Source organism: Pseudomonas paeninsulae (assembly GCF_035621475.1).
In the GTDB taxonomy this organism is placed as follows: domain Bacteria; phylum Pseudomonadota; class Gammaproteobacteria; order Pseudomonadales; family Pseudomonadaceae; genus Aquipseudomonas; species Aquipseudomonas paeninsulae.
In genome coordinates this window covers 4658109-4681033 of the sequence record NZ_CP141799.1, presented here as the reverse complement: position 1 = coordinate 4681033, position 22925 = coordinate 4658109, and the positions used below count along the sequence as shown (strand labels likewise).

Sequence of the window (22925 nt, the reverse complement as noted above, 5' to 3'; positions counted from 1 at the left end):
TGGCTTTGACGGGCTATCGAGAAGGACTGGAGGGCGGTCTATGGCGTGGTTGCAGGGTTTGGCTTTTGCCATTGGGACACTGATCTTGCTGGCGCTGTCCTGGCGGGCGCTAGGCCGCCCGCAATCCCACGGTTTTTATCGGTTCTTCGCCTGGGAAATGATTCTGGCCTTGCTGGTGCTCAATGCGCCGGTCTGGTTCGTCGACCGTTTTGCCGTCCATCAGCGCCTGTCTTGGGTGTTGCTGTTCACCTCGCTGCTGCTGCTGTTGGCCGGCCTGTACCAGTTGCGCCGCATGGGCCGCCCGGACGGGCAGCGCACGGACGCCGAGCTGTTCGCCTTCGAGCGCACCTCGCAGCTGGTGACCACGGGGATCTTCCGCCTTATCCGCCACCCGATGTATGCCTCGCTGCTGTTGCTGGCCTGGGGCGTGGCCTGCAAGCAACCGAATGCTCTCAGCATGGCCTTGGCGTTGCTGGCCAGCTGGATGCTCTGGCTGACTGCCAAGCGCGACGAAGCCGAGTGCCGGCTGCAGTTTGGCGAGGCCTATGGTGACTATATGCGGCGCAGTAAAATGTTTATTCCCTGGCTAATCTAAGCGCATTCATCTGCTCAATAGCGCTGCAACTCACCCGTTTGGGGGAGCGCGGCGGGCGCTTGTTCTCATTAGCCTCTTGCTCCTGCCTTCCGGCAAAACAAGAATAAAAAGGAGCATTCATGATTCCCACCCTGAAAGGTTTAACCGCTGCCGTACTGCTGGCGGGTCTGTCCACTACGGCACAGGCCATGCCTTATTCGCAGTTGATCATCTTTGGCGATTCCTTGAGCGACAGCGGGCAGTTCCCTGATGTTGGCAGCCCTTTGCTGGGGGGCAATCCTACTGGTGGGGTGCGTTTCACCAACCGCACGGGGCCGAACTACCTAGGCAATAACACCGAGTATTACGACGCCGTTGCTACTCAGCGCCTGGCATCGTTGCTGGGGCTGCAGGCGCTGCCCTCGACCCCCATTCTGCCGCAGATACTCACTGGCAACGCCGACGGCAGCAACTATGCGGTGGGCGGCTACCGCACCGACCAGATTCTCAATTCGATCACGGCGGCCAATGGCTCGGTGGTGAACGCCGGTGGCGGCACCATGCGTACCCGCAATGGCTATCTGCTGGATGTGCCGCGAGTCGATCCCGATGCCTTGTTCTACATCAACGGCGGCGGCAACGACGTGCTGCAGTTCGTGGTCACCGACCAGGCCAGCGCTGCCGCAGCGGCGGCCGATCTGGTGGCGGGCGTCGCCGCGCTGCAACAGGCCGGGGCGCGCACCATCATCGTCTCCGACCTGCCCGACGTCGGCCTGACCCCGGCGGGTTTCGCCAGCGGCTTTCGCACGGCCTGGTCGAATGCCTCGGGTCTGCTCAACGATCAACTGGGTGTCCAGTTGGCGGTACTCGGCGGCAATGTCATTCGCCTCAACTTCCGCGGCCTGTTGAGCGAAGTGAAGGGCGACTTGGCCACTTTCGGCTTCGACCCGTTGGTGAGCCAGACCGATGTCTGCTTCAGCGGTAACGGCTGCCTGGCCGACCCTACGTGGGGGTTGGGCGGGCTCACGCCGAATCCCAATAGGCTGATGTTCAATGACGGGGTGCACCCGACCGCCGCCGTGCAGCAGATCAGCGCCGATTACATCTATTCGATTCTCGGCGCGCCCTGGCAGGTGTCCTTGCTGCCGGAAATGGCCATGGCCAGCCTCAACGGTCATCAGCAGCAACTGCGCAGCGAATGGCAGGCCGACCGTGGTGCCTGGCAAGCCGTCGGCCAGTGGCGCAGCTTCGTCGGTGCCAGTGGTCAGCGCCAGCAGTTCGAGCGCGGCGAGGCGGTAGCCAGCGGCGACAGCACGGGTCTGGGCGTCAATCTGGGCAGCAGCTATCGGCTGAACGAGCAATGGCGTCTGGGCCTGGCCCTGGGCCTGCAGCAGCAGACCCTCGAGGTGGGCGAGGCCGATTCCGAGTACGACCTGCGCAGCTACCTGCTCAGTGCCTTTGCCCAATATCAGCAGGACCGTGTGTGGGCCGACGCGAGCCTCAGCCTGGGTCATCTGGATTACAGCGACCTCAATCGGCAGTTTGCCCTGGGCATTGCCGAGCGCAGCGAGAAAGGCGACACCGATGGTCAGCTCTGGGCCCTGTCCGGGCGCCTGGGTTATGACCTGGCCAATGCCGATACGGGCTGGCGGGTCAGCCCGTTCATCAGCGCCGACTATGCCCGGGTGGATGTGGACGGTTATCGCGAGCGCGGCTCCAGTTCGACGGCGCTCAACTACGGCGACCAGCAGCGCGACAGCGCGCGGCTGGGCCTGGGCCTGCAAGCCAATTACCAGCTATCCCCGGCGACCCAGGTGTTTGCCGAGATCGCCCGCGAGCGTGAGTTCGAGGACGATCACCGTGACCTGCGCCTGGGCCTCAATTCGGTAGCCGGCAACAGTTTCGAATTGCAGGGGCATACCCCCGCCAGTGGCCAGACCCTGGCCGGGCTGGGTATCAGTCATGCCCTGGCACAGGAGCTGCAATTGCGCGCGGCCTATCAGTTCCGCGGCACCGACGACCGCCAACATGGCGTCAACCTGTCCCTCAACTGGGATTGGTAAGTACCTGGATCGGCTGGCATAAGGTCGCGCCTGCAACTTTATGCCAGTCGGATACGGCCAGTCGCGAGGACGTGCTCGACTGCCGTCACTCCCAGCTCAAGCGCGCCAGCTGCCATTCATCCCCTTCGCGCCACCACTCCAGCTTGACCGCATAGTGCCGTGCGCTGTCGGGGATCAGGCCTGCGGCCCCGGTCAGGGCGACTTGCGCCTGGCTATGGCCTTTCTCGCGGTAAGTCGGGTCGAGGCGGCTATTCTTGCTGAGGGCGATCACCCTGACGTTCTTGTGCCTTAGAAACAGCAGGGCCATGGTGCGCCTGGCCCAGTCGCGGTCGAACTCATGCTGGGCGGAGAACTGCGGATGCAGTTGCTTGAGGACGGCGCCGGTGTCTTTCGCTTCCAGGTTGTCCTGCAGCTGCTGGACCGCCGCTTCCAGGCTCGCCTGTGGGTCATCCTTGGCGCCGCAACCCGTCAGCAGGATGAAAGGCATCACTAAAAGTAAGGCAAATCGCCGAGCTGACATGCTCAATTCCTTTTACATGGTTATGATGCGAGGCAGAGCGGGTGGCGGCAGTGGCAGCAAACTTGCGGGACGTTTGTACACGAGTTGGCGCCGTACCCTACGTATACATCCAGGAGTGCACCATGCAGACTTTGTATCCGGAGATCAAACCATACGCCCGCCACGAGCTGGCCGTAGAGGCGCCGCACGTGCTCTATGTGGACGAGAGCGGTACCCCGGAAGGTCTGCCGGTGGTGTTCATCCATGGCGGCCCTGGCGCGGGGTGCGATGCCCTGAGCCGGCGCTTCTTCGATCCCAACCTGTACCGTATCGTCACCTTCGATCAGCGCGGCTGCGGGCGCTCGACGCCCCATGCGAGCCTGGAAAAAAATACCACCTGGGACCTGGTCGCCGACCTCGAACGCATCCGCGAGCACCTGGGCATCGACAAGTGGGTGCTGTTCGGCGGCTCCTGGGGCTCGGCGCTGGCGCTGGCCTATGCACAGAGCCACCCCGAGCGGGTGCAGGCGCTGATCCTGCGCGGCATCTTTCTGTGCCGTCCGCAGGAGTTCCACTGGTTCTACCAGGAAGGCGCCAGCCGCATGTTCCCTGACTACTGGAAGGACTACCTGGCGCCGATTCCAGTCGAGGAGCGTGGTGAGTTGATGCAAGCGTTCTACAAGCGTCTGACCGGGTCCGATCAGATCGCCCAGATGCACGCGGCCAAAGCCTGGTCGAACTGGGAAGGGCGTACCGCCACGCTGCGGCCGAACCCGCAAGTGGTCGACCGTTTCAATGATTCGCACCGCGCCCTGTCGATTGCCCGGATCGAGTGCCACTATTTCGTCAACAACGCCTTCCTCGAAGCCGACCAGTTGCTCCGCGACATGCCGAAAATCGCTCACCTGCCTGGGGTGATCGTGCATGGCCGCTATGACGTGATCTGCCCGTTGGACAATGCCTGGGAGTTGCACCAGGCCTGGCCCAACAGCGAGCTGCAGATCATCCGCGATGCCGGCCACGCCGCATCCGAAGTGGGCATCACCGACGCCCTGGTGCGTGCGGCCAACCAGATCGCCCGGCGCCTGCTCGACCTGTCGCCCGACGAAGCATGAAGGCGCTGATCCAGCGGGTCAGTAGCGCGCGGGTGGAGGTTGCCGGCGAGGTCGTCGGCGCCATCGATCAGGGCCTGTTGGCCCTGGTCGCGGTCGAACCACAGGACGATCCGGCCAGCGTCGCCAAACTGCTGCACAAGCTGCTCAACTACCGGGTGTTCAGTGACGCCGACGGCAAGATGAACCTGTCGCTAAGCGATGTCGGTGGCGGCCTGCTGCTGGTCTCGCAGTTCACCCTGGCGGCCGACACTCGCAACGGTCTGCGCCCGAGTTTTTCCAGCGCGGCGCCGCCGGCCCTGGGCGCCGCGTTGTTCGAGCTGTTGGTCGAGCAGGCGCGGCTCAAGCATGCCCAGGTTGCCTGCGGCCGCTTCGGAGCCGATATGCAGGTACACCTGGTCAACGATGGACCGGTAACCTTTCTCCTGGACGTCTGACGGCATCCTCCGCCGGCACGCCGAGGGGATGGCCGGTTACCGCGACGGCGTGCGGGCTTTGTTAAAATTCTGCGATTTTCCCTCGCGCCTGCATCAGGCAACGTAGCGGCGCCGCCATGAATGGTCTCTATGCAACTCAAACAAAAACTCGTCGCGCTGGCCATTCTGCCGCTCCTGCTGGCCATCGCCGTGATCGGCGCGCTGGTGCTGTCGCATGCCCAGCGCTTGGGCGAGCAGCAGGAACAGCTGATCGAGACCAGCATCATCGCCAGCAAGAAGACCGAGCTGCAGAACTACGTCGAGCTGGGCTTGAGCGCTGTTGCGCGGCTGTATGCCAGCGGTCGCGATGATGCCGTCACCCAGCAGCAGGTGCTGAACATACTGCTCGGCCTCGACTATGGCAGCGATGGCTATTTCTTCGTCTACGACGGCCGTGGGCGCAGCCTGATGCACCCGCGTCAGCCGGAGTTGATCGGCCGCGATCTGGTGAATATGACTAACCCGCATTGGGTCCAGGCGATCCAGGCCCTGTTGCTCAGCGCGCGCAGCGGCGATGGATTTCAGCGCTATCAATGGGAGAAACCCTCCACGGGCCAACTGACCGAAAAGCTTGCTTATGTCGTGATGCTCGAGCGGTGGGACTGGATGATCGGCACCGGCCTCTATCTCGATGACGTCGAACAGGCCACCGCGCAGGCGCGGGCCAAGGTGGCGGAGAATATCCGCAGGACCATGTGGTCGCTGGCTGGCGTGGCACTGGTGGCGGTGCTGCTGGTGTCAGCCGGCGGCTTGACGCTCAACTTCAGTGAGCAGCGCCTGGCCGACCGCAAGCTGAAACTGCTGGCGCAACGCATCGTCAGCTCCCAGGAGGACGAGCGTTCGCGGGTTTCGCGCGAGTTGCATGACGGTATCAGCCAGTTGCTGGTGTCGGTCAAGTTCCGCCTCGAATTGGCTTGTCACGAGCTGGAAAGCGGGCGCAGCCAGGCGCTGGAGACGCTGCGCGGTGGGCTGGTCCGGCTGGGTGGGGCGATTGCCGAGGTGCGGCGTATTTCCCATGATCTGCGTCCCTCGCTGCTGGACAGCTTCGGCCTGCCAGCGGCCATCGGTCAGTTGGCGGTCGAGTTCGAGCAGCGCAGCGGGCTGCTGGTCGAGTACCAGCAGAGCCTGGACATGATCCGCCTACCCGATGGTGAGTCGGTCGCGTTGTTTCGCATCGTGCAGGAGGCGTTGGCCAATATCGCGCGTCACTCCCAGGCCGGCCGGGTCAGCATCGCGCTGGAACAGGATGGCTCAACGCTGCAGCTGAGGGTTCGCGATGATGGGGTCGGCTTCGACATCGCCCGGATCGAGCAGGCGCGCAGCAGTGGCATCGGCCTGCGCAACATGCGCGAGCGAGTCGAGCACCTTGGCGGCCGTTTTACGTTATCTTCAACGCCAGGCCGCACCGAGCTTATGGTGAGCCTGCCGCTACCGGGTTAAACCATGTCCAACGTATCCCCGCATCCTGAACCTATCCGTGTTGCCCTGGTCGATGACCACGAACTGGTGCGCGACGGCCTGCGCGCGTTGTTGACGGCCATGCCGCATTTAGAGGTGGTGGGCGAGGCCAGCAGCGGCGCCGAGGCGCTGATCCTGGTCAGCCAGGTTCGACCCGATCTGCTGCTGGTCGATATCGGCATGAAAGACATGACCGGCCTGCAGTTGACCGAAATCCTCAGTCGTCAGTACCCCGGCATCCAGATCCTGATTCTGAGCATGTACGACCACGCCGAATACGTGACCAGCTCGATCCGTGCCGGCGCCCGTGGCTATGTGCTGAAGGATGCCGCCTCATGGGAAATAGTCGCCGCCATCGATGCGATAGCCGCCGGCGGTAGCTACTACAGCGCCGATCTGCTGGAAAAAACCGTTAGTCCGCCAACCGATGATGACGAGCTGACCCCGCGTGAGCGCGAGGTCTTGCAACTGCTGGTGCAGGGGCTGAGCAACAAGGCCATCGCGCGCATGCTCGATATCAGCGTACGCACCATCGAAACCCATAGACTCAGTATTCGGCGCAAGCTGGGCGTCGATACGCCGGCCGGACTGGTGAAATATGCACTGGAACGCGGCTGGTTGAGCATCTGAGCAGCCCTGCTTGCAGGTGCATGTTTGTTGGGATTACCGGGCTCCCGCGTCGGGCTAGTCCGCTGCCTCAAGGCCATTGGCCTGTAGCCACTCGAGCACCAGTTCACGAGCTCGTTGGGCTTGATAGGCGTGCCAGGTGCACTGCAGGTGCGGTAACTTTTCCAGCTCATAGTCGAAGGTGCGCAAGGGTCTGCGTCCGCTCAGGGCATGGCTGAGCAGGGTATGGGCGTGCGGATCGTGCAGGCTGAACAGGAAGGCGTCGCGCATGGCCAGAAGTTCGTCCAAACCCAAGGCGTCTATGGCCAGGTAGCGCTCAGGTTGGACCAGGTATTTCTCCTCGGCCCCTGGCGCAGGCGCACCAGGGGCGATGCGCAGCAGCGTGCCACTTTCAAGGTCCAGGTACTGCTCGGCATCGTCCTGGCTGAGCAGTGCCTGTTCGAGGCGCTGTAGATCGATGGTCAAGGGGCGCATGGTCGTTCGCTCCGACTGGAAACTGTTTGACCATAACGCCGCGGCGGCGGCATTGCACCTTGTCGCGGCTGCCGCCCTGGCTGGATAGTCTTTCAGGTTGGCCGGGCCAGGGCCTCGGCGACGAAGTCGAGACGATCCTGGCCAAAAAACATCTCGCCGTCGACGAAGAAAGTCGGGGCACCGAACACGCCACGCCGGATCGCCTCCTCGGTGTTGTCTTTGAGTCGCTGCTTGACCGTCTCGGCGCTGACCAGTTGCTCGAACTCGGCGGGGTTCAAGCCAGCGCCGCGCAGTACCTCAGCGACTACCTCGGCGTTGCCGAGATTTTTCTGTTGCACCCAGATCGCCTCGAGGATCGCCTTTACATAGGGCTGGAAGTCAGCACTGTCGAGGTAGCCGACGGCGCCACGCATCAGGGGCAGGGTGTTTATCGGGAAGTACGGGTTGAACGCCAGCGGCACGTCATAGCGTTGGGCGAAGCGGGCGAGGTCGTGCAGCATGTAGCGGCCCTTGGCCGGGATGGCCACGGGCGACTGGTTGCCGCTGGCCTTGAATACGCCGCCGAGCAGCATCGGCCGCCAGGCGATCTGGCTAGCGGCCGTCGCAGCAATCTGTGGCAACTGGGTCCAGGCCAGATAGCTGGTCGGGCTGCCGAAATCGAAGAAGAACTCTACCTGTTTGTGCATTGGTTTTTCCTGCTTGTTGGGACCCTGGATCGGTCCGTAGCCCGGATGTAATTCGGGGAGCTGTCGTGATTGTTCCCGGATTGCATCCGGGCTACGTGATGGCACGCCCGGAGGGTCAGAAGGTTTCCGTCCAGGGTCGCAGATCCAGTTCATGCACCCAGCAATCGCGCGGCTGGCAATGGATCTGCCAGTAGGTCTCGGCGATATGCGCGGGGTTGAGGATGCCGTCCTGCTCCTTGCGCTGGTACAGCTCGGGGAAGGTCTCGCGGATAAACGCGGTGTCGATGGCGCCATCGATGATCGGGTGGGCTACATGGATGCCCTGCGGCCCCAGTTCGCGCGCCATGCTCTGGGCCAGGGCGCGCAGGGCGAACTTGGCACTGGCGAAGGCGGAAAAATTGGCTCGGCCACGCAGTGAGGCGGTGGCGCCGGTGAAGATGATGCTGCCGCGAGCCCGTGGCAGCATGACTTTCGCCGCTTCACGACCGGTGAGGAAACCTGCCAGGGCGGCCATTTCCCAGACCTTGCGGTAGACCTGCTCGGTGGTCTCGGTGATGGAGAACTGCACATTGGCGCCGATATTGAACACCACGGCCTCCAACGGGCCGACCTCACGCTCGATACAGGCGAACAGTTCGATCACCTCGGCTTCGACCCGCGCATCGCAGCCGAAGGCGCGTGCCGTGCCGCCCTCGGTCTCGATGGCCTCGACCAGCGGCGCCAGTTTGTCCACGTGGCGACGGGCCACACAGGCGACATAGCCCTCGCGGGCGAAGCGTTTGGCGATGGCCCCGCCAGTTGCATCGCCGGCACCCATTACCAGGATTGCTTTACGTTCAGTCATTGCGGCTCTCCGTTAGTTCTGTTTTGGAACCTTGCTCGATAGTCGGTTCCATTTTGGAACCTGTCAAGCTATGGTGAGCCATCGCTGGCTGGAGATTGTTCAATGCGCTGGGAAGAACTCGAACAACAACCCTGTTCCCTGGCCCGCACCCTGTCGGTGGTCGGGGATCGTTGGACCTTGCTGGTGCTGCGCGAATGTTTTCTCGGTATTCGTCGATTCGATGAGTTCGAAAGACGCCTGGGCGTGACCCGCCATGTGCTGGCCGAGCGCCTGAAGAAACTGGTCGAAGCCGGGGTGCTGGATAAGGTGGCTTACCAGCAGCGGCCGCTGCGCGAGGAGTATCGCCTGACCGCCAAGGGCCGCGACTTCTATCCGGCACTTCTGGCCCTGGTCAACTGGGGCGATCGGCATATGAGCGGCAGCGAAGGCGCGCCGATCCGGCATATCCACCGCCGCTGCGGCAAGCCGATGCACGGCGTGTCGGTCTGCTCGGAGTGCGGCGAAGCGCTGCTGCCGGGCGATGTAGTGCTGGAGGAGGCGGCAGCGCTCAAGGGGCAACTGCTACCAGCGCACTGGCAGGCCCGGCGAGCGGAGGAAAACCCGTAGCCCGGATGCAATCCGGGGATGTGCGGTCCCTGCTTGCATCCGGGCTACGGGACGGCAAAAAGCATCGCGGGCATGGGCTAGGCGCCCCTGCCACTCCTTCAGGCATTCCATGGTGCCTAGAACAGGCGCGCCAGCAGCGCGGTAACCGCCGTTTCCACGCGCAGGATACGCTCGCCCAGTTGCACCGGTTGCAGGCCAGCCTTGTGCAGCATCTCGACTTCGTAGGGAATCCAGCCGCCTTCCGGGCCTATGGCCAGGGTCACGGCTTGTTCGACCGCCCGCGGGCAGGGCGGGTAGGCGCCGGGGTGGCCGATCAGGCCGAGGCTGCCGGCAGTCAGCGCTGGCAGGCGGTCTTCGACGAAGGGCTTGAAGCGTTTCTCGATGATGATTTCCGGCAGCACGGTATCGCGCGCCTGCTCCAGACCGAGGATCAGTTGCTCGCGAATTGCCAGCGCCTCGAGAAAGGGGGTTTGCCAGAAGCTTTTTTCGACCCTATAGCTGTTCAGCAGCACCACTCTGGGCACGCCCATCGCGCTAATCGACTGCACTATGCGGCGCAGCATTTTCGGTCGCGGCAGGGCCAGCAGCAGAGTGATGGGCAGTTTGGCCGGAGCAGGCTGGTCGAGGGCGACGCTCAGCTCGGCTTCGTTGGCATCCAGGCGCAGCAACTGACCCGTGCCCATCAGGCCGCCCAGGCGGCCGACGCGCAGGTTATCGCCCGCTACAGCACGGTGTACTTCGTGCAGGTGTTTGAGGCGGCGGCCACGGAGCAGCGCACGGTCCGGGGCAACGAAGTCGCCGTCTTCCAGCAACAGCAGGTTCACGGCTGAGGGGCAGGCGGTTGGTCGTTGTGTTCTTGCTCGGCGGCCTCTGTCTCGGCCTCGTGTTCGCTACGGCGCTTGACCAGATTGCCGCAGAGTAAACCCACCTCGAACAGCAGCCACATGGGCACGGCCAGCAGGGTCTGCGAGAGCACGTCGGGCGGAGTCAGGACCATGCCCACGGCGAAGCAACCGACGATGACATAGGGCCGGCCTTTGCGCAGGGCGGCGACATCGACGATGCCAACCCAGATCAGCAGAAAGGTCGCCACCGGGATCTCGAAGGCCACGCCGAAGGCGAAGAACAGGGTGAGGACAAAGTCCAGGTATTGACCGATATCGGTCATCATCGCCACGCCTTCCGGGGTCACGCTGGCGAAGAAGCCGAACATGATCGGGAATACCACGAAGTAGGCAAAGGCCATGCCGCCGTAAAACAGCAGGATGCTGGAAATCAGCAACGGGATGGCGATACGTTTTTCGTGCTTGTACAGGCCCGGCGCGATGAAGCCCCAGATCTGGTGCAGGATGATCGGTATCGTGAGAAACAGGGCGACCATCATGGTCAGCTTGAATGGCGTCAGGAAGGGCGAAGCCACGCCCGTGGCGATCATGGTCGCGCCTTCCGGCAGGTAAGCCCGCAGGGGTGCGGCGACCAGCGCGTAGATCTCCTGGGAGAAGTAGAACAGCCCGGAAAACAGCAGCAGCACGGCTCCGACAATACGGAGCAGGCGCGTGCGCAGTTCGGTCAGGTGCGAGACCAGGGGCATTTCCTGATCGTTGTCGGAAACTCGGCTCATGGTCGCGGACTTTTATCCTGGCTGGTGCTGGTGCCTGTCTCGGCCTTGGGGGCGGCTTCGCTAGTGGGGGTAGGATCGAGCAGGCTGCTGAGGGGCGCGTTAGCGCTCTGTTTCATCGCCTTCATTTCGCGCTCAAGGTCGAGAATCTGCTCGTTATGCAGCTGGCGGCGGATTTCATCCGCGCCGATCTCGCGCTCGACCTCAGCCTTGATCGTACTGAAGCTGCGTTTGATCCGGCCGATCCACAGCCCGGCCGTGCGCACGGCACCGGGCAAGCGCTCGGGGCCCAGCACTAGCAGGGCGACCACGCCTATCAGCAGCAGCTCGGTAAAGCCTATGTCGAACATGGCTTAGTCTTTCTTCGTCGGTTCTTCGACCTTGCGCGCCTGAGCGTCGATGGTCTGGCCCTTGGGCTCTTCCACCGACGGCTTGTCGGCGTCGTCGTTACCCATGGATTTTTTAAAGCCCTTGATCGCGTCGCCGAGATCGGAACCCAGGCCTTTCAGGCGCTTGGTGCCGAACAACATGACGACGATCAGCAGGATGATCACGAGTTGCCAAATGCTTATGCCACCGAAACCCATGATGTGTACTCCTCAGTAGCTGGTTGTTGATAAATAGTTGGTCAGGATTGCGGGCGTGCGGCTTTTTCCGCGTGCCCGGACAGGCCGAAGCGGCGATCCAGTTCGTCCAGCACCGCTTGCGGATGCTGGCCGAGAGCGGCAAGCATGATCAAGCTGTGGAACCACAGGTCGGCGGTTTCGTAGATCAGGTCGCTGCAGTCACCGCTGACGGCGGCGTCCTTGGCGGCGAGAATGGTTTCCACCGATTCTTCGCCGACTTTTTCGAGGATCTTGTTCAGCCCCTTGTGGTACAGGCTGGCGACGTAGGAACTGTCGGGCGCGGCACCTTTGCGTGCTTCCAGGACTTCGGCCAGGCGGCTCAGGGTGTCAGTCATGGCGGTGTCCTTTGGCGTAGATGGCGTGCGAGTCTTTGAGTACGGCATCGACAGTATTCCAGGCGCCGTTGTCGAATACCCGATAGAAGCAGCTTTGCCGGCCGGTATGGCAGGCGATGCCGCCCAATTGCTCGACCTTGAGGATGATCACGTCGGCGTCGCAATCCAGGCGCAGTTCATGCAACTTTTGCACATGGCCAGATTCTTCGCCCTTGCGCCACAGCTTGCCGCGCGAGCGTGACCAGTAGATGGCGCGCTGTTCGGCGGCGGTCAGGGCCAGGGCTTCGCGGTTCATCCAGGCCATCATCAGCACGCGGCCGGTTAGGTGATCCTGGGCAATCGCCGGCACCAGGCCGTCGCTGTTCCAGTTGATTTCGTCGAGCCAGTCGGTCATCGCTGCGTCCGCCCGTCACGGGCCTGTGGGATAGGGTTCTAGTGTGCCAGCGTGGCTGCGGTGTGGCTATCGGCGCATGACCAGATACACGCCGCCTGCGAGCATCGCCCAGCTTGGCCAAGCAGCGAGGCTGAGCAGCAGGCCCTGGGTGGCAGCGCCGCCAATCAGCACGGCGCCGAGCAGGCGCGCCGGCCAATGCGCTTTGCTGCTGGATGCAGTGGGATTGCCGCGCGGCTGCTGGTTGAGGCGTTCCAGGGTGTCGCGGGCCATCTGCGACAGGTGCGGCACTTGCTCGGCCTGTTGTTGCAGGTTGCGCAGCAGGTGCAGCGGGCTGACCCGATCACGCATCCAGCGCTCGAGAAAGGGCTGTGCGGTCGTCCACAGGTCCAGGTCCGGGTAGAGCTGGCGGCCCAGGCCTTCGATGTTGAGCAGGGTTTTCTGCAAGAGAACCAGCTGCGGCTGCACTTCCATGTTGAAGCGTCGGGCGGTCTGGAACAGGCGCAGGAGTAATTGGCCAAAGGAAATATCCTTCAGCGGTCGCTCGAAGATCGGCTCGCAGACAGTGCGGATGGCCGCCTCGAAGTCGTTGACCTTGGTGTCGGCCGGCACCCAGCCGGAGTCGATGTGCAGTTGCGCCACGCGGCGGTAATCGCGCTTGAAGAAGGCCAGCAGGTTGCGCGCCAGGTAGTCCTGATCTTCTGCGGTCAGGCTGCCGATGATGCCGCAGTCGATCGCAATGTACTGCGGGTTCCAGGGCGTGCGGGTGCTGACGAAGATGTTGCCGGGATGCATGTCGGCGTGGAAGAAGCTGTCGCGAAACACCTGGGTGAAGAAGATCTCCACGCCGCGCTCGGCCAGCAGCTTCATGTCGGTGCGCTGGTCGGCGAGGGTGGTCAGGTCGGTGACCTGGACGCCGTAGATACGCTCCATCACCAGCACCTTGGGACGACACAGTTCCCAGTAAACCTGAGGCACATAGAGCAGAGGCGAACCCTCGAAATTGCGCCGCAACTGGCTGGCGTTGGCCGCCTCGCGCAACAGGTCGAGTTCGTCGTAGATGGTCTTTTCGTAGTCGCCGACCACTTCCACCGGGCGCAGGCGGCGCGCATCGGCGGAGGCCTTCTCGGCCAGTTTGGCGAGCAGGAACAACCAGGCCAGGTCCTGGCGGATCACCGGTTCGAGGCCGGGGCGGATGACCTTGACCACCACTTCCTCGCCGCTCTTCAGTTGCGCGCCATGCACCTGCGCAACCGAGGCGGAGGCCAGCGGCTGGGCGTCGAAGCGGGCGAACAGGTCGCCGACCTTGGCGCCGAGCTGGGCTTCGATCAGCGCCCGCGAGTGTTCCGGGTCGAACGGCGGTACCTGATCCTGCAGCTTGGCCAGCTCATCGGCGATATCCATCGGCAGCAGATCGCGGCGGGTAGAGAGCAATTGACCGAATTTGATGAAGATCGGCCCCAGTTCTTCCAGGGCCAGGCGCAGGCGGGCGCCGCGTGACAAGTGCAGGGCTTTGCGCGGCAACCAGCGCCACGGCAGGGCATAGCGCAGAGCGCGCAGCCAGAGCGGCAGGGGTTGGGCGAACAGCAGGTCATCCAGTTGGTAGCGGATGACCACGCGTTGAATTCGCAGCAGACGACGAACGGCGAGCAGCTTCATGCGTTGGACTTATGCGGTGGGATGATGCGCTCGATGCGGGCATCGAGACGGTCGAGGTCGAGCTTGAGCCGGTCGAGTTCGGCGAAGCGGGCATCCGCTTCGCGTTGGCCGACCAGACTACGCGATTCTTCGTTGAGGTAGTCGGCCAGATTCAGGCGCAGGCTGTCGAGGGTCTTGCCGGTCCAGTTGGCCCGGCTGCGGATATGGCTGCCGAGTAGCTGGCTGGCAAGCGGGCCGAGCCAGCGTGACAGCTCGTACTCCCAGTCCAGTTCGAGATCCTGAAGAATCCCGGCCAGTTCCAGCAGGGCGGCGCTGTCGCCGTCCAGTTCGACCTGCGGGCTGTGCAATACCGCGGTTTTGTCCTTGCCGGTGGCCAGGCGCAACAGGCTCGCGGCAGGCGCGCGCAGGCGGCAATCAGCCGCGCCGGCCCATTGCCCGGCCAGTTGCAGGCCTTCGCCGCTGGGCAGGATGAACAGCTGCAGCGCCGGCGCCGTGCAGTCCACGGCGATCACCCGACCGCTCAAGCGTGCCAGACGTGGCAGTGCCGTGCTGTCCAGGGCCAGCACCCGGTTGAGGCCGTGTTCGACACCGGCCAGCAGGGCGGTGCTGAGCATCAGGGCTTGATGCCGCGGTGCAGGGCGACGATGCCGCCGGTCATGTTGTGGTAGGTGACGCGCTCGAAGCCGGCCTCGACCATCATGGCCTTGAGGGTGTCCTGATCCGGGTGCATGCGGATCGACTCGGCCAGGTAGCGATAGCTCTCGGAGTCGTTGGTGATCAGCTTGCCCATCAGCGGCATGAAGTTGAACGAGTAGGTGTCGTAGACCTTCGACAGCAGGCTGCTCGACGGCTTGGAAAATTCCAGCACCAGCAGGCGCCCGCCAGGTTTGAGCACGCGCAGCATGGAGCGGATGGCGTCGTCTTTATGGGTGACATTGCGCAGGCCGAAGGCAATGGTCACGCAATCGAAATGGTTGTCCGGGAACGGCAGCTTCTCGGCGTCGGCCTGGACGAACCGGACGTTGCCGGCCACGCCGCGGTCGAGCAGACGGTCGCGGCCGACCTTGAGCATCGATTCGTTGATGTCGGCCAGCACCACTTCGCCGGTGGGCCCGACCAGGCTGGCGAACTTGCGCGCGAGGTCGCCAGTGCCACCGGCAATATCCAGCACCCGGTTACCCGCGCGCACGCCGGATAGTTCGATGGTGAAGCGCTTCCACAGACGATGCATGCCGCCCGAGAGCAGGTCGTTCATCAGGTCGTATCTGGCGGCCACCGAATGAAACACTTCTGCGACTTTCTGCGCCTTCTGGCTTTCCGGTACATCCTGGAAACCAAAGTGCGTGGTGGGTTCGCTGTCGCTGTTCTTGCGCGGGTCGTTCATCTCGCCCTTACCTGAATATATAGAGAGGCTGAATCAAAGTGGCGGCCATTCTAAACCGAAAAGGCCGCGCTGAGCTGAAAGGGTCAAACTGCAAGTAGCGCCAATGTGAAATACCTGGTCACTCCTGCAGTGTGCAGTGTGCAGCGAGTGGCTGCGGCTTAATTGCTATAGTCGCGCGACTTAAGGTCGCAGTTGGTCTGCTGAGGAGAAACGCCATGGCCAGAATTGATGTGCAACGCCCCCATTCGCTCGGTCGCGAGGCCGCCCGGGAAAAAGCCGAGCAACTGGCCGAACGCCTGGCCCGCGAATACGCCGTGCGTTACAGCTGGAACGGCGACACCCTGGAATTCAAGCGCAGCGGTGCCGATGGTCGTATCGAGGTGGGCGAGGATCAGGTGCGTGTGCAACTCAACCTCGGTCTGCTGCTGTCTGCCATGAGCGGCAGCATCAAGCGGGAAATCGAAGAGGTGCTGGATAAGAGCCTCAAAGCCTGAGTTTGTGAGAAAAACCTCCGTCGACTGCGGCCACTTCCGGGCGCCCGCTGCTGAGGTTGGGTAGCTGCTGAGGCTCGGCTGATCTTTTTTCGCAACTAGTATGTGGTTTCTAATTTTCCTCGATACCGTGTGTTCAAGCCTGCATTCCGTGGGCGTTTCCTCAAACCACTGCGCGTGAGGTGCACCATGTCGAAAGTTGTCGTGAAGAAGAAAGTCGAAGTCGAAGATAAAACCACCGTGCTGACCGACGCCAAAGTCTATGCCCGCAAGATCTGGCTGGCCGGCTTGGGTGCCTACGCCAAGGCCGGACAGGAAGGCTTCGAGTATTTCAAGGAGCTGGTCAAGAGCGGCGAAGGTGTCGAAGAGCAGGGCAAGAAGCTGGTCAGCGAGCAAGTCGAGGCAGCCAACAGCCAGATCGACCACGTCAAGAACAACGTGACCGGCAACGTCAGCAGCGTAAAAGGTAAAGTCGAAGTGCAGCTCGATAAAATCGAGAAGGCTTTCGATGCCCGTGTGGCCAGTGCGCTCAACCGTATCGGCATCCCGTCCAGACAGGACGTTGCAGCACTCTCTGCTAAGCTTGATGAGCTGAGCGCGTTGCTCGAGCAAGTCGCGCGTACCAAATAAGGAGAACAGCATGGCCGTCAAAAAGAAAATCGAAAAGCAGTCCAGCTCCTGGATCGGCGAAGTTGAAAAATACTCGCGCCAGATCTGGTTGGCAGGTCTAGGTGCTTACTCCAAGGTCAGCAAGGACGGCACCAAGCTGTTCGATACGCTGGTCAAGGACGGCGAAAAAGCCGAGACGCTGGCCAAGAGCGAAGTCGACAAGCAAGTCGATGCGGTGAAGTCCACTGTCGAGTCGAAAGTGGGCAGCACCAAGTCCAAGGTCGACGAAGTCAAGGATCGGGCACTCGGCAAGTGGGGCGAGCTGGAAGAAGCGTTCGACCGGCGCCTGAACAACGCCATTTCGCGTCTCGGCGTACCGAGCCGCAATGAAGTGAAAGCGCTCAACGCCAAGGTCGATAGTCTGACCAAGCAGATCGAGCAGTTGACCGGTGTTTCGGTCAAGTCGGTCAAGCCTGCCGCTAAGTCTGCCGCCAAGCCTGTCGCCAAAGCCGCTGCCAAGCCAGCAGCGAAAGTTGCAGCCAAGCCTGTCGCCAAGGCCACCGTCAAACCTGCGGTTAAAGCTGCGGCCAAGCCAGCTGCTAAACCGGCTGCAAAGCCAGCAACCAAGCCCGCGGTAAAAGCCGTCGCTAAGCCGGCTGCGCCGCAAGCTGCGGCGGAACCAGCAGCTGCTCCTGCACCCGTAGCTGCTCCAGCAACACCGGCCAGCCAGGCCTAAAGACTTACCGCGGTAAACACAAACGCCCGGCCTAGTGCCGGGCGTTTGCGTTTGTGTGTTACGCGGGATTCAGCTTGGCAGACTCAGGTTTCCAGATAGCGTTGCGCCAGATGCTCGGCAGCGAAGCGTGATTCACTTGTCAGGTGTGGCGCCACCAACATCATCACCTGATAGACCACCAATCGGCTCTCGCCCTCGCGGCCGATGATGCGCTGATAGTCGAGAGAGAACAGCAGGGTCATGGTGATCTGCTCGACCAGTTGGCCGAGGGAATGGGTATCGCTGACTAGCTGATTTTCCGCCTTCAGTCGCGCCAGCAGCGATGCCAGGGTGCGTTTCAAGGCGTTCAACCAGTTTCGGATGCCGCGGGCCAGCTTTGGCAAGCGCCCGGCCAGGTTGGACAGGTCCTGGAACAGAAAGCAGTAGTGTGCCATGCGTTCGACGATCAGGTGCAGGAACAGCCAGTAGTCCTCGACATCCAGGCGTACGTCGTCAGGAGGGTTGAGCAGTGGCGCCAGTTCTGCATGGAAACGCTCGAACAGACCGAGAATCAGCGGTTCTTTACCGTGGAAGTGGTAGTACAGGTTGCCCGGACTGATCCCCAGTTCATTGGCGATTTCCAGGATGGAGACGTTCGGTTCGCCTTGCTGGTTGAACAGCATCAGCGCGCATTCGAGGATACGATCGCGGGTTTTCATCCGGTCTTCTTATGCTGACAGGGGCGGCTGGAAGATAACCGGCCGAAGGTGGCCTCGGCCAGTGCTCGGTAGCGTGCGTTGCTAGCGCACATGCACAAAGGTGCCAGGGGCTGCTTCCATTGCCGGGTAATGCGCGTTGCCCAAGGTTACAAGGGTATCGCGTTGCTCGCCGGCGTGCTCCTGGATCCAGTTTAGCCACTGCGGCCACCAGCTGCCGTCGTGCTTCTGGGCGTCATGGTACCAGGCGCGCGGGTCGGCGCTGAGCTTGCCGCTCTCGAGGTAGTTGGCCTTGGGGTTGCCCGGCGGGTTGAGGATGCTCTGGATGTGCCCGCTGTTGGAGAGGATGAAACGCTTGTTGCCGCCAATCAGCAGACTTGAGCGGTACACCGCATCCCAGGGGGTGATGTGGTCGTTGATTCCGGCGACGTTGAAGCTGTCGACCGTGACCTTGCGCAGGTCGACCGGGGTGCCGCAGATTTCCAGGCCGCCGGCACGGATCAACGGATTGTGTTGGAAGAAGTCGATCAGGTCGCCATGCAGGGCGGCGGGCAGGCGGGTGCTGTCGTTGTTCCAGTAGAGAATGTCGAAGGCCGGCGGTTGCTTGCCGAGCAGGTAGTTGTTGATCCAGTAGTTCCAGATCAGGTCGTTGGGGCGCATCCAGGCGAACACCCTGGCCATGTCGCGACCGTCCAGTATGCCTTGCTGATAGGAGCGGCGCTTAGCCGCCTCCAGGGTTTTTTCATCGGCGAAGAGCATGGCCGGACTGTCGAGCTGACTGTCCAGCAAGCTGACCAGATAGGTGGCGCTGGCGACTTTGCGCAGCTGCCGCTTGGCTTGCAGGTGTCCCTGCAAGGCGGCGATGGTCAGGCCGCCGGCGCAGGCGCCCAGCAGGTTGACGTCCTTGCTGGCGGTGATCGCCCGACAGACATCAATGGCCTCTTCGACTGCCTGCACATAGCTTGACAGGCCCCACTCGCGATGACGCGCGTCCGGGTTGCGCCAGCTCACCACGAAGACCTGCAAGCCGTTCTTCAGCGCGTACTGGACGAAGCTCTTGTCGGGCGACAGGTCGAAGATGTAGTACTTGTTGATCTGCGGCGGCACGATCAGCAGGGGCCGCAGGTACTGCTTCTCGCTCATCGGCTTGTACTGGATCAGCTCCAGCAGTTCATTGCGGAACACCACCGCGCCGGGCGTGGCGGCCAGGCTGCGGCCGACTTCGAAGGCGTGCTTGTTGACCTGGCTGGGCAGACCGTCGTTGTGCAACAGGTCGTCGAGCAAGTGGCCCAGGCCTTTGACTACGCTGCTGCCGCCACTGTTGAACAGTTCCTTGAGTGCCAATGGGTTGAGCAGGGTATTGGTGGGGGACAGGGCATCGCCGAGGATGCTGGCGACGAAGCGCGCACGGGTGCGGTCGTCGGCGCTCATGTCGCTTTCCTCGATCCAGTTGTCCAGCTGATGTTGCCAGGCCAGGTAGGCTTGCAGGCTGCGCCGGTAAAATGGATTGAGTTGCCAGGTCGGATCGGCAAAGCGCGAATCCTTCGGATTGACCTTGTGCAGGGTGTCGCCGAGCAGGACGCGGCCCAGTTGTCCGCCCAGGGCCAGTGCGTGTCGGGCGCTGTGAACCGGCTGGCGCAAGCCCTGCAAGGCTAGGCTACGTAGGGAGGACAGCATGTCTCTGGCGCGCAGACCAGCGACGGCGCTCTGGACATTCATCGAGCCGACCGGGGCCGGAAGGCTGCCTGGCGAGGGTTGTTTGCGCATGGGGTGACACTCCAAAACTATCCGTGATTAGGGAGCAATACAGCAAGGCTTGTACCAAGAGGCTGTGGGTTCGCCGTCTAGACTAGCGCAGGATGTTCCCACGCATGGGACAACTTGGATAATCAAGTGTCAGACCCCCAGTTCTGCACCAAGATGGGGCGGTCAGGCACCGTTCGTGCCCCACTCGGCTCGGTGATCGTGAACCTATTGGGCTCAGCGGGCGAGGGTTTTTTACCAGCTGATCTGCGATGGTGAACATATCGGGTGCTGCCGCGAGAGCCGCTCGGGGCGTTGCGCAATGCCTGCAGCGTGCGCGGTCGCAGGACGAGCGTTTTGCGCTGAATGCCCCCGCTTTTTTATGTAGTACAACCTCGCCGCGGGCGTTGGCAGGCCGCCGCAGTAGACGCGCGTTTTTTCAGCGTATCTCGGTGCGGCTCAGTTCTGGCGAGCAGTTGAGGGCTTGGGGTGCATCACTGCAGGTTGGCGTTCTTCGGCGAGGAATTTCATGATCAGCGGTGCCACTACTCCGGCGCGGGTCACCAGAAACAGGTGACCATCGTCGATTACGTGCAGATCGGCATTCGGAATGCGCCAGGCCAGCAGACGCATGTTGATCAGCGGGATCAACGGGTCGTCGTCGCCGGCCAGCACCAGGGTCGGTTGGCGGATCTTGTGCAACCAGTGGATGCTGGTCCAGCCGACGCCAGCGAACAGCTGCCAGTAGTAGCCCATCTTGCCGCCCGAGCGCACCTTGCTGGCATGTGCCAGGGCCAGCTTGGGGTCGCGGCGGAAGGCGCCGCCATAGATGTCCGGAGCGATCTGCACGCCATAGGACGGCTGTACGTAGCGCCGCGGACTGGCCATGCGCCAGAGCACCTTGGGCTTGCCCGGCACCATTACCGCGCCGGCCGAGGTGGCCGCCAGCACCAGCTTCTTGCAGCGTTCCGGGTAGTCATGGGCGAACTGTTGCGCCAGGGCGCCGCCCCAGGACACGCCGATCACATTGACCTGGCCGTAGTCCAGGTAATCGAGCATGCGCGCCGCCAGCTTGGCCAGGCCGGGGAAGCGATAAGGGGTGCGGGGGGTCGAGGAGCCACCGACACCGGGCACGTCGAAGGCGATCACTTCGAGATCGCTGTCGAGCGCGCGAACGAAGGGCATGACCAGTTCCAGGTTGGCGCCGATGCCATTGAAAATCAGCAGCGGCGCCATCTTGCCACTGCCGGGACGCACGGCAGTACGGATGGTTTGGCCATCCAGGTCGATGGTGCGAAATACAAAAGGTAATGACATGCGCGCAGGCCCTATGAGTGAAAACACTGGGTGAGACCGTCCAGGTCTCACCGAGAACTACCAGGGCAAACCTGGTCGCCAACGCGGCGGGTATGCCGGTTGGGCGAGCGGCACTTCCAGGTGCCGCGGGCAGTGGTGCGCAGGGCGCAGTCGATCAACGTTCGTGTACGTAGGTTCCAGGTGCTGGCTCGCCGGGCGGGAACTGTTTGTTGCCCAGTTTGCTCGGCGCTTTTTTGCTCGGGCCGGAGCGCTCGGTCAGCCACTTCTGCCAGTGCAGCCACCAGGAGTCGGTGTGCTTGGTTGCACTTGCCTGCCAGTCTTTCGGTTCGAAGGGCATTTCCGTGTTGGTCATGTAGCGCGACTTGGGATTGCCCGGCGGGTTGAGGATGCTCTGGATATGCCCGCTGCTGGACAGGACGAACTCGCATTTGCCGCCGAACAGGTGTACCGACCTGTAACACGCCTCCCAGGGGGTGATGTGATCGGTGGTGCCGGCGAGGCAGAAGACGTCGCAGGTGACCTGCTTGAGGTCGATCGGCGTGCCGCAGACTTCCAGCGCGCCGGGACGGATCAGCGGATTGGTCTTGAACATGTCGATGAACTCGCCGTGCAGCGCGGCGGGCAGGCGGGTGGTGTCGTTGTTCCAGTGGAGGATGTCGAACACCGGCGGTTCGTTGCCGAGCAGGTAGTTGTTGACCCAGTAGTTCCAGATCAGGTCGTTGGGGCGCATCCAGGCAAACACCTTGGCCATGTCGCTGCCCTCGATGACGCCGGCCTGGTAGGAGCGCCGCTTGGCCATCTCCAGGGTATTCTCGTCGGCGAACAGTGCGACCTGGGTGTCCAGTTTGTTGTCCAGCACGCTGACCAGCAGGGTCAGGGCGTGAACCTTGTGCTCGCCAAGCGCCGCATAGTGGCCGAGCAGCGAGGCAGTGGTCATGCCGCCGGAGCAGGCACCGAGCATATTGATGTCTTGGCTGCCGGTGATCGCGATGACCGCCTCGATGGCTTCCTTGAGCGCTTCGATATAGCTCGACAGGCCCCACTCGCGTTGCGCCTTGGTCGGGTTGCGCCAACTGACCACGAAGGTCTGCACGCCGCTACGCAACAGGAAGCGCGCCAGGCTCTTCTCTGGCGACAGGTCGAACACATAGAACTTGTTGATCTGCGGTGGTACCACCAGCAGCGGGCGCTCGTGCACCTGTTCGGTGCTCGGTCGGTACTGGATCAGCTCCAACACGCTATTGCGGAACACCACCACGCCTTCGGTGGTGGCCAGGCTCTTGCCGACCTCGAAGGCCTTCATGTCGACCTGGCTGGGCATGCCGCCGTTATTGACAATATCCTTGGCCAGGTGCGACAGACCGTCGAGCAGGCTCTGGCCGCCGGTTTCGAAGAAGCGCTTGACCGCCGCCGGGTTGGCCATGCTGTTGCTCGGCGCCATGGCGTCGATCATCAGGTTGATGACGAAGTGTCCGCGGTTGGCGTCCTGCTCCGACAGGTTGCTGTGCTCGACCCAGTCATGCAGTTCCTTGCGCCAGGCCAGGTAGGTTTGTAGATAGCGCTTGTACAGCGGATTCTGGCTCCAGGCCGGATCGACGAAACGGCGGTCGCCACTCTCAGGCTGCAGCTCGGACTTGCCAAGCAGGACGTTCTTCAGCTCCACGGCGAAATGAGCGACGTGTTTGGCGCTGTGAAACGGTTGCCGGATGGCCTGGGTGAGCACCGTGCGTGCCGAGGTAAGCAGGTCCTTGCTTTGGATGCCGACGATCGGGTTCAGGCCGAGGGTGTTCTCTGAAGCTTGGCGTTTCAGATCATCATTGCTTTTTTCAGACATCTACGACGCTCCATTGTCCTGAGACGAATACCGGCGTGTTGCTGTGCAAGGCGACACGGGACTAAACC

The 22925-nt window shown here is 62.5% G+C and carries 27 protein-coding genes; 10 read left to right on the top strand and 17 right to left on the bottom strand.

The window, feature by feature from the left end; all coding sequences use genetic code 11:
• Positions 1–40 precede the first annotated feature (40 nt).
• A complete protein-coding gene (locus tag VCJ09_RS21540) occupies positions 41–595 on the top strand; it encodes a methyltransferase family protein (protein ID WP_324732061.1) in 555 nt (184 codons plus the stop codon).
• Positions 596–714: 119 nt separating this feature from the next.
• Positions 715–2637, top strand: a complete 1923-nt coding sequence (locus VCJ09_RS21535; RefSeq protein WP_324732060.1) for an autotransporter domain-containing protein — start codon at positions 715–717, stop codon at positions 2635–2637.
• 85 nt (positions 2638–2722) lie between these two features.
• On the opposite strand, the gene VCJ09_RS21530 is transcribed toward VCJ09_RS21535, so the two are convergent.
• Complete coding sequence (locus tag VCJ09_RS21530) at positions 2723–3157, bottom strand: hypothetical protein (RefSeq protein WP_324732059.1); 435 nt, start codon at positions 3155–3157, stop codon at positions 2723–2725.
• Between the two features lie 122 nt (positions 3158–3279).
• Here VCJ09_RS21530 and pip point away from each other — a divergent pair, with 122 nt between their 5' ends.
• From pip to VCJ09_RS21510, 4 genes are all read left to right on the top strand, one after another.
• Positions 3280–4251: a prolyl aminopeptidase gene (pip, locus tag VCJ09_RS21525; RefSeq protein ID WP_324732058.1), complete on the top strand. Its 972-nt coding sequence runs from the start codon at positions 3280–3282 to the stop codon at positions 4249–4251.
• Positions 4248–4685 carry a D-aminoacyl-tRNA deacylase gene (dtd, locus tag VCJ09_RS21520; RefSeq protein WP_324732057.1) on the top strand — a complete coding sequence of 146 codons (438 nt, stop codon included), beginning with the start codon at positions 4248–4250 and terminating at the stop codon, positions 4683–4685. The genes pip and dtd overlap by 4 nt, the downstream gene beginning before the upstream one ends.
• A 129-nt stretch (positions 4686–4814) precedes the next feature.
• Complete coding sequence (locus VCJ09_RS21515) at positions 4815–6164, top strand: cache domain-containing protein (protein WP_324732056.1); 1350 nt, start codon at positions 4815–4817, stop codon at positions 6162–6164.
• A 3-nt stretch (positions 6165–6167) separates the two neighbouring features.
• On the top strand, positions 6168–6812 hold the full coding sequence (locus VCJ09_RS21510; RefSeq protein ID WP_324732055.1) for a response regulator transcription factor: 645 nt from the start codon (positions 6168–6170) through the stop codon (positions 6810–6812).
• A 54-nt stretch (positions 6813–6866) separates the two neighbouring features.
• Here the strand turns inward: VCJ09_RS21510 and VCJ09_RS21505 are convergent, their stop codons facing one another.
• The 3 genes from VCJ09_RS21505 to VCJ09_RS21495 all read right to left on the bottom strand — a co-directional run bounded on the left by VCJ09_RS21505 (position 6867) and on the right by VCJ09_RS21495 (position 8813).
• Entirely contained in the window at positions 6867–7283 is a 417-nt protein-coding gene (locus VCJ09_RS21505) for a UPF0158 family protein (protein WP_324732054.1), read from the bottom strand.
• Between the two features lie 92 nt (positions 7284–7375).
• Complete coding sequence (locus tag VCJ09_RS21500; RefSeq protein WP_324732053.1) at positions 7376–7969, bottom strand: 2-hydroxychromene-2-carboxylate isomerase; 594 nt, start codon at positions 7967–7969, stop codon at positions 7376–7378.
• A gap of 115 nt (positions 7970–8084) precedes the next feature.
• Positions 8085–8813, bottom strand: a complete 729-nt coding sequence (locus VCJ09_RS21495) for an SDR family oxidoreductase (RefSeq protein WP_324732052.1) — start codon at positions 8811–8813, stop codon at positions 8085–8087.
• 102 nt (positions 8814–8915) lie between these two features.
• Between VCJ09_RS21495 and VCJ09_RS21490 the strand changes: the two genes are divergently transcribed.
• Entirely contained in the window at positions 8916–9419 is a 504-nt protein-coding gene (locus VCJ09_RS21490) for a winged helix-turn-helix transcriptional regulator (RefSeq protein ID WP_324732051.1), read from the top strand.
• A gap of 116 nt (positions 9420–9535) precedes the next feature.
• On the opposite strand, the gene VCJ09_RS21485 is transcribed toward VCJ09_RS21490, so the two are convergent.
• The 9 genes from VCJ09_RS21485 to ubiE form a co-directional block, all read right to left on the bottom strand.
• On the bottom strand, positions 9536–10243 hold the full coding sequence (locus VCJ09_RS21485; protein ID WP_324732050.1) for a 16S rRNA (uracil(1498)-N(3))-methyltransferase: 708 nt from the start codon (positions 10241–10243) through the stop codon (positions 9536–9538).
• Positions 10240–11040: a twin-arginine translocase subunit TatC gene (gene tatC, locus VCJ09_RS21480; protein ID WP_324732049.1), complete on the bottom strand. Its 801-nt coding sequence runs from the start codon at positions 11038–11040 to the stop codon at positions 10240–10242. Before tatC ends, VCJ09_RS21485 begins: the two co-directional genes overlap by 4 nt.
• The gene (gene tatB / locus VCJ09_RS21475; RefSeq protein WP_324732048.1) at positions 11037–11387 is read right to left on the bottom strand and encodes a Sec-independent protein translocase protein TatB; all 351 of its coding nucleotides are present in this window, start codon (positions 11385–11387) and stop codon (positions 11037–11039) included. Before tatB ends, tatC begins: the two co-directional genes overlap by 4 nt.
• Before the next feature lie 3 nt (positions 11388–11390).
• Complete coding sequence (tatA, locus tag VCJ09_RS21470; RefSeq protein WP_079203447.1) at positions 11391–11624, bottom strand: twin-arginine translocase TatA/TatE family subunit; 234 nt, start codon at positions 11622–11624, stop codon at positions 11391–11393.
• Between the two features lie 41 nt (positions 11625–11665).
• On the bottom strand, positions 11666–11998 hold the full coding sequence (locus tag VCJ09_RS21465) for a phosphoribosyl-ATP diphosphatase (RefSeq protein ID WP_079203446.1): 333 nt from the start codon (positions 11996–11998) through the stop codon (positions 11666–11668).
• Positions 11991–12392 (bottom strand): phosphoribosyl-AMP cyclohydrolase, encoded by a 402-nt coding sequence (gene hisI / locus VCJ09_RS21460; protein ID WP_324732047.1) that lies wholly within the window; start codon positions 12390–12392, stop codon positions 11991–11993. The genes VCJ09_RS21465 and hisI overlap by 8 nt, the downstream gene beginning before the upstream one ends.
• 66 nt (positions 12393–12458) lie before the next feature.
• The gene (gene ubiB / locus VCJ09_RS21455; RefSeq protein WP_324732046.1) at positions 12459–14048 is read right to left on the bottom strand and encodes a ubiquinone biosynthesis regulatory protein kinase UbiB; all 1590 of its coding nucleotides are present in this window, start codon (positions 14046–14048) and stop codon (positions 12459–12461) included.
• Entirely contained in the window at positions 14045–14662 is a 618-nt protein-coding gene (locus VCJ09_RS21450) for a ubiquinone biosynthesis accessory factor UbiJ (RefSeq protein ID WP_079203443.1), read from the bottom strand. Before VCJ09_RS21450 ends, ubiB begins: the two co-directional genes overlap by 4 nt.
• Entirely contained in the window at positions 14662–15432 is a 771-nt protein-coding gene (gene ubiE, locus VCJ09_RS21445) for a bifunctional demethylmenaquinone methyltransferase/2-methoxy-6-polyprenyl-1,4-benzoquinol methylase UbiE (protein ID WP_079203442.1), read from the bottom strand. The genes VCJ09_RS21450 and ubiE overlap by 1 nt, the downstream gene beginning before the upstream one ends.
• Positions 15433–15647: 215 nt before the next feature.
• Between ubiE and VCJ09_RS21440 the strand changes: the two genes are divergently transcribed.
• From VCJ09_RS21440 to VCJ09_RS21430, 3 genes are all read left to right on the top strand, one after another.
• Positions 15648–15926 carry a polyhydroxyalkanoic acid system family protein gene (locus VCJ09_RS21440; RefSeq protein ID WP_079203441.1) on the top strand — a complete coding sequence of 93 codons (279 nt, stop codon included), beginning with the start codon at positions 15648–15650 and terminating at the stop codon, positions 15924–15926.
• Between the two features lie 186 nt (positions 15927–16112).
• Positions 16113–16553 (top strand): phasin family protein, encoded by a 441-nt coding sequence (locus VCJ09_RS21435; RefSeq protein ID WP_324732045.1) that lies wholly within the window; start codon positions 16113–16115, stop codon positions 16551–16553.
• Between the two features lie 10 nt (positions 16554–16563).
• Entirely contained in the window at positions 16564–17268 is a 705-nt protein-coding gene (locus VCJ09_RS21430) for a phasin family protein (protein ID WP_324732044.1), read from the top strand.
• A gap of 83 nt (positions 17269–17351) precedes the next feature.
• Here VCJ09_RS21430 and VCJ09_RS21425 read toward each other — a convergent pair whose 3' ends face one another.
• From VCJ09_RS21425 to phaC (VCJ09_RS21410), 4 genes are all read right to left on the bottom strand, one after another.
• Positions 17352–17966, bottom strand: a complete 615-nt coding sequence (locus VCJ09_RS21425; RefSeq protein ID WP_079203438.1) for a TetR/AcrR family transcriptional regulator — start codon at positions 17964–17966, stop codon at positions 17352–17354.
• An 81-nt stretch (positions 17967–18047) separates the two neighbouring features.
• Positions 18048–19730, bottom strand: a complete 1683-nt coding sequence (phaC, locus tag VCJ09_RS21420) for a class II poly(R)-hydroxyalkanoic acid synthase (protein ID WP_324732043.1) — start codon at positions 19728–19730, stop codon at positions 18048–18050.
• Between the two features lie 435 nt (positions 19731–20165).
• The gene (gene phaZ / locus VCJ09_RS21415) at positions 20166–21023 is read right to left on the bottom strand and encodes a poly(3-hydroxyalkanoate) depolymerase (RefSeq protein WP_079203436.1); all 858 of its coding nucleotides are present in this window, start codon (positions 21021–21023) and stop codon (positions 20166–20168) included.
• Positions 21024–21177: 154 nt separating this feature from the next.
• A complete protein-coding gene (gene phaC / locus VCJ09_RS21410) occupies positions 21178–22857 on the bottom strand; it encodes a class II poly(R)-hydroxyalkanoic acid synthase (protein ID WP_324732042.1) in 1680 nt (559 codons plus the stop codon).
• Between the last annotated feature and the right edge of the window lie 68 nt (positions 22858–22925).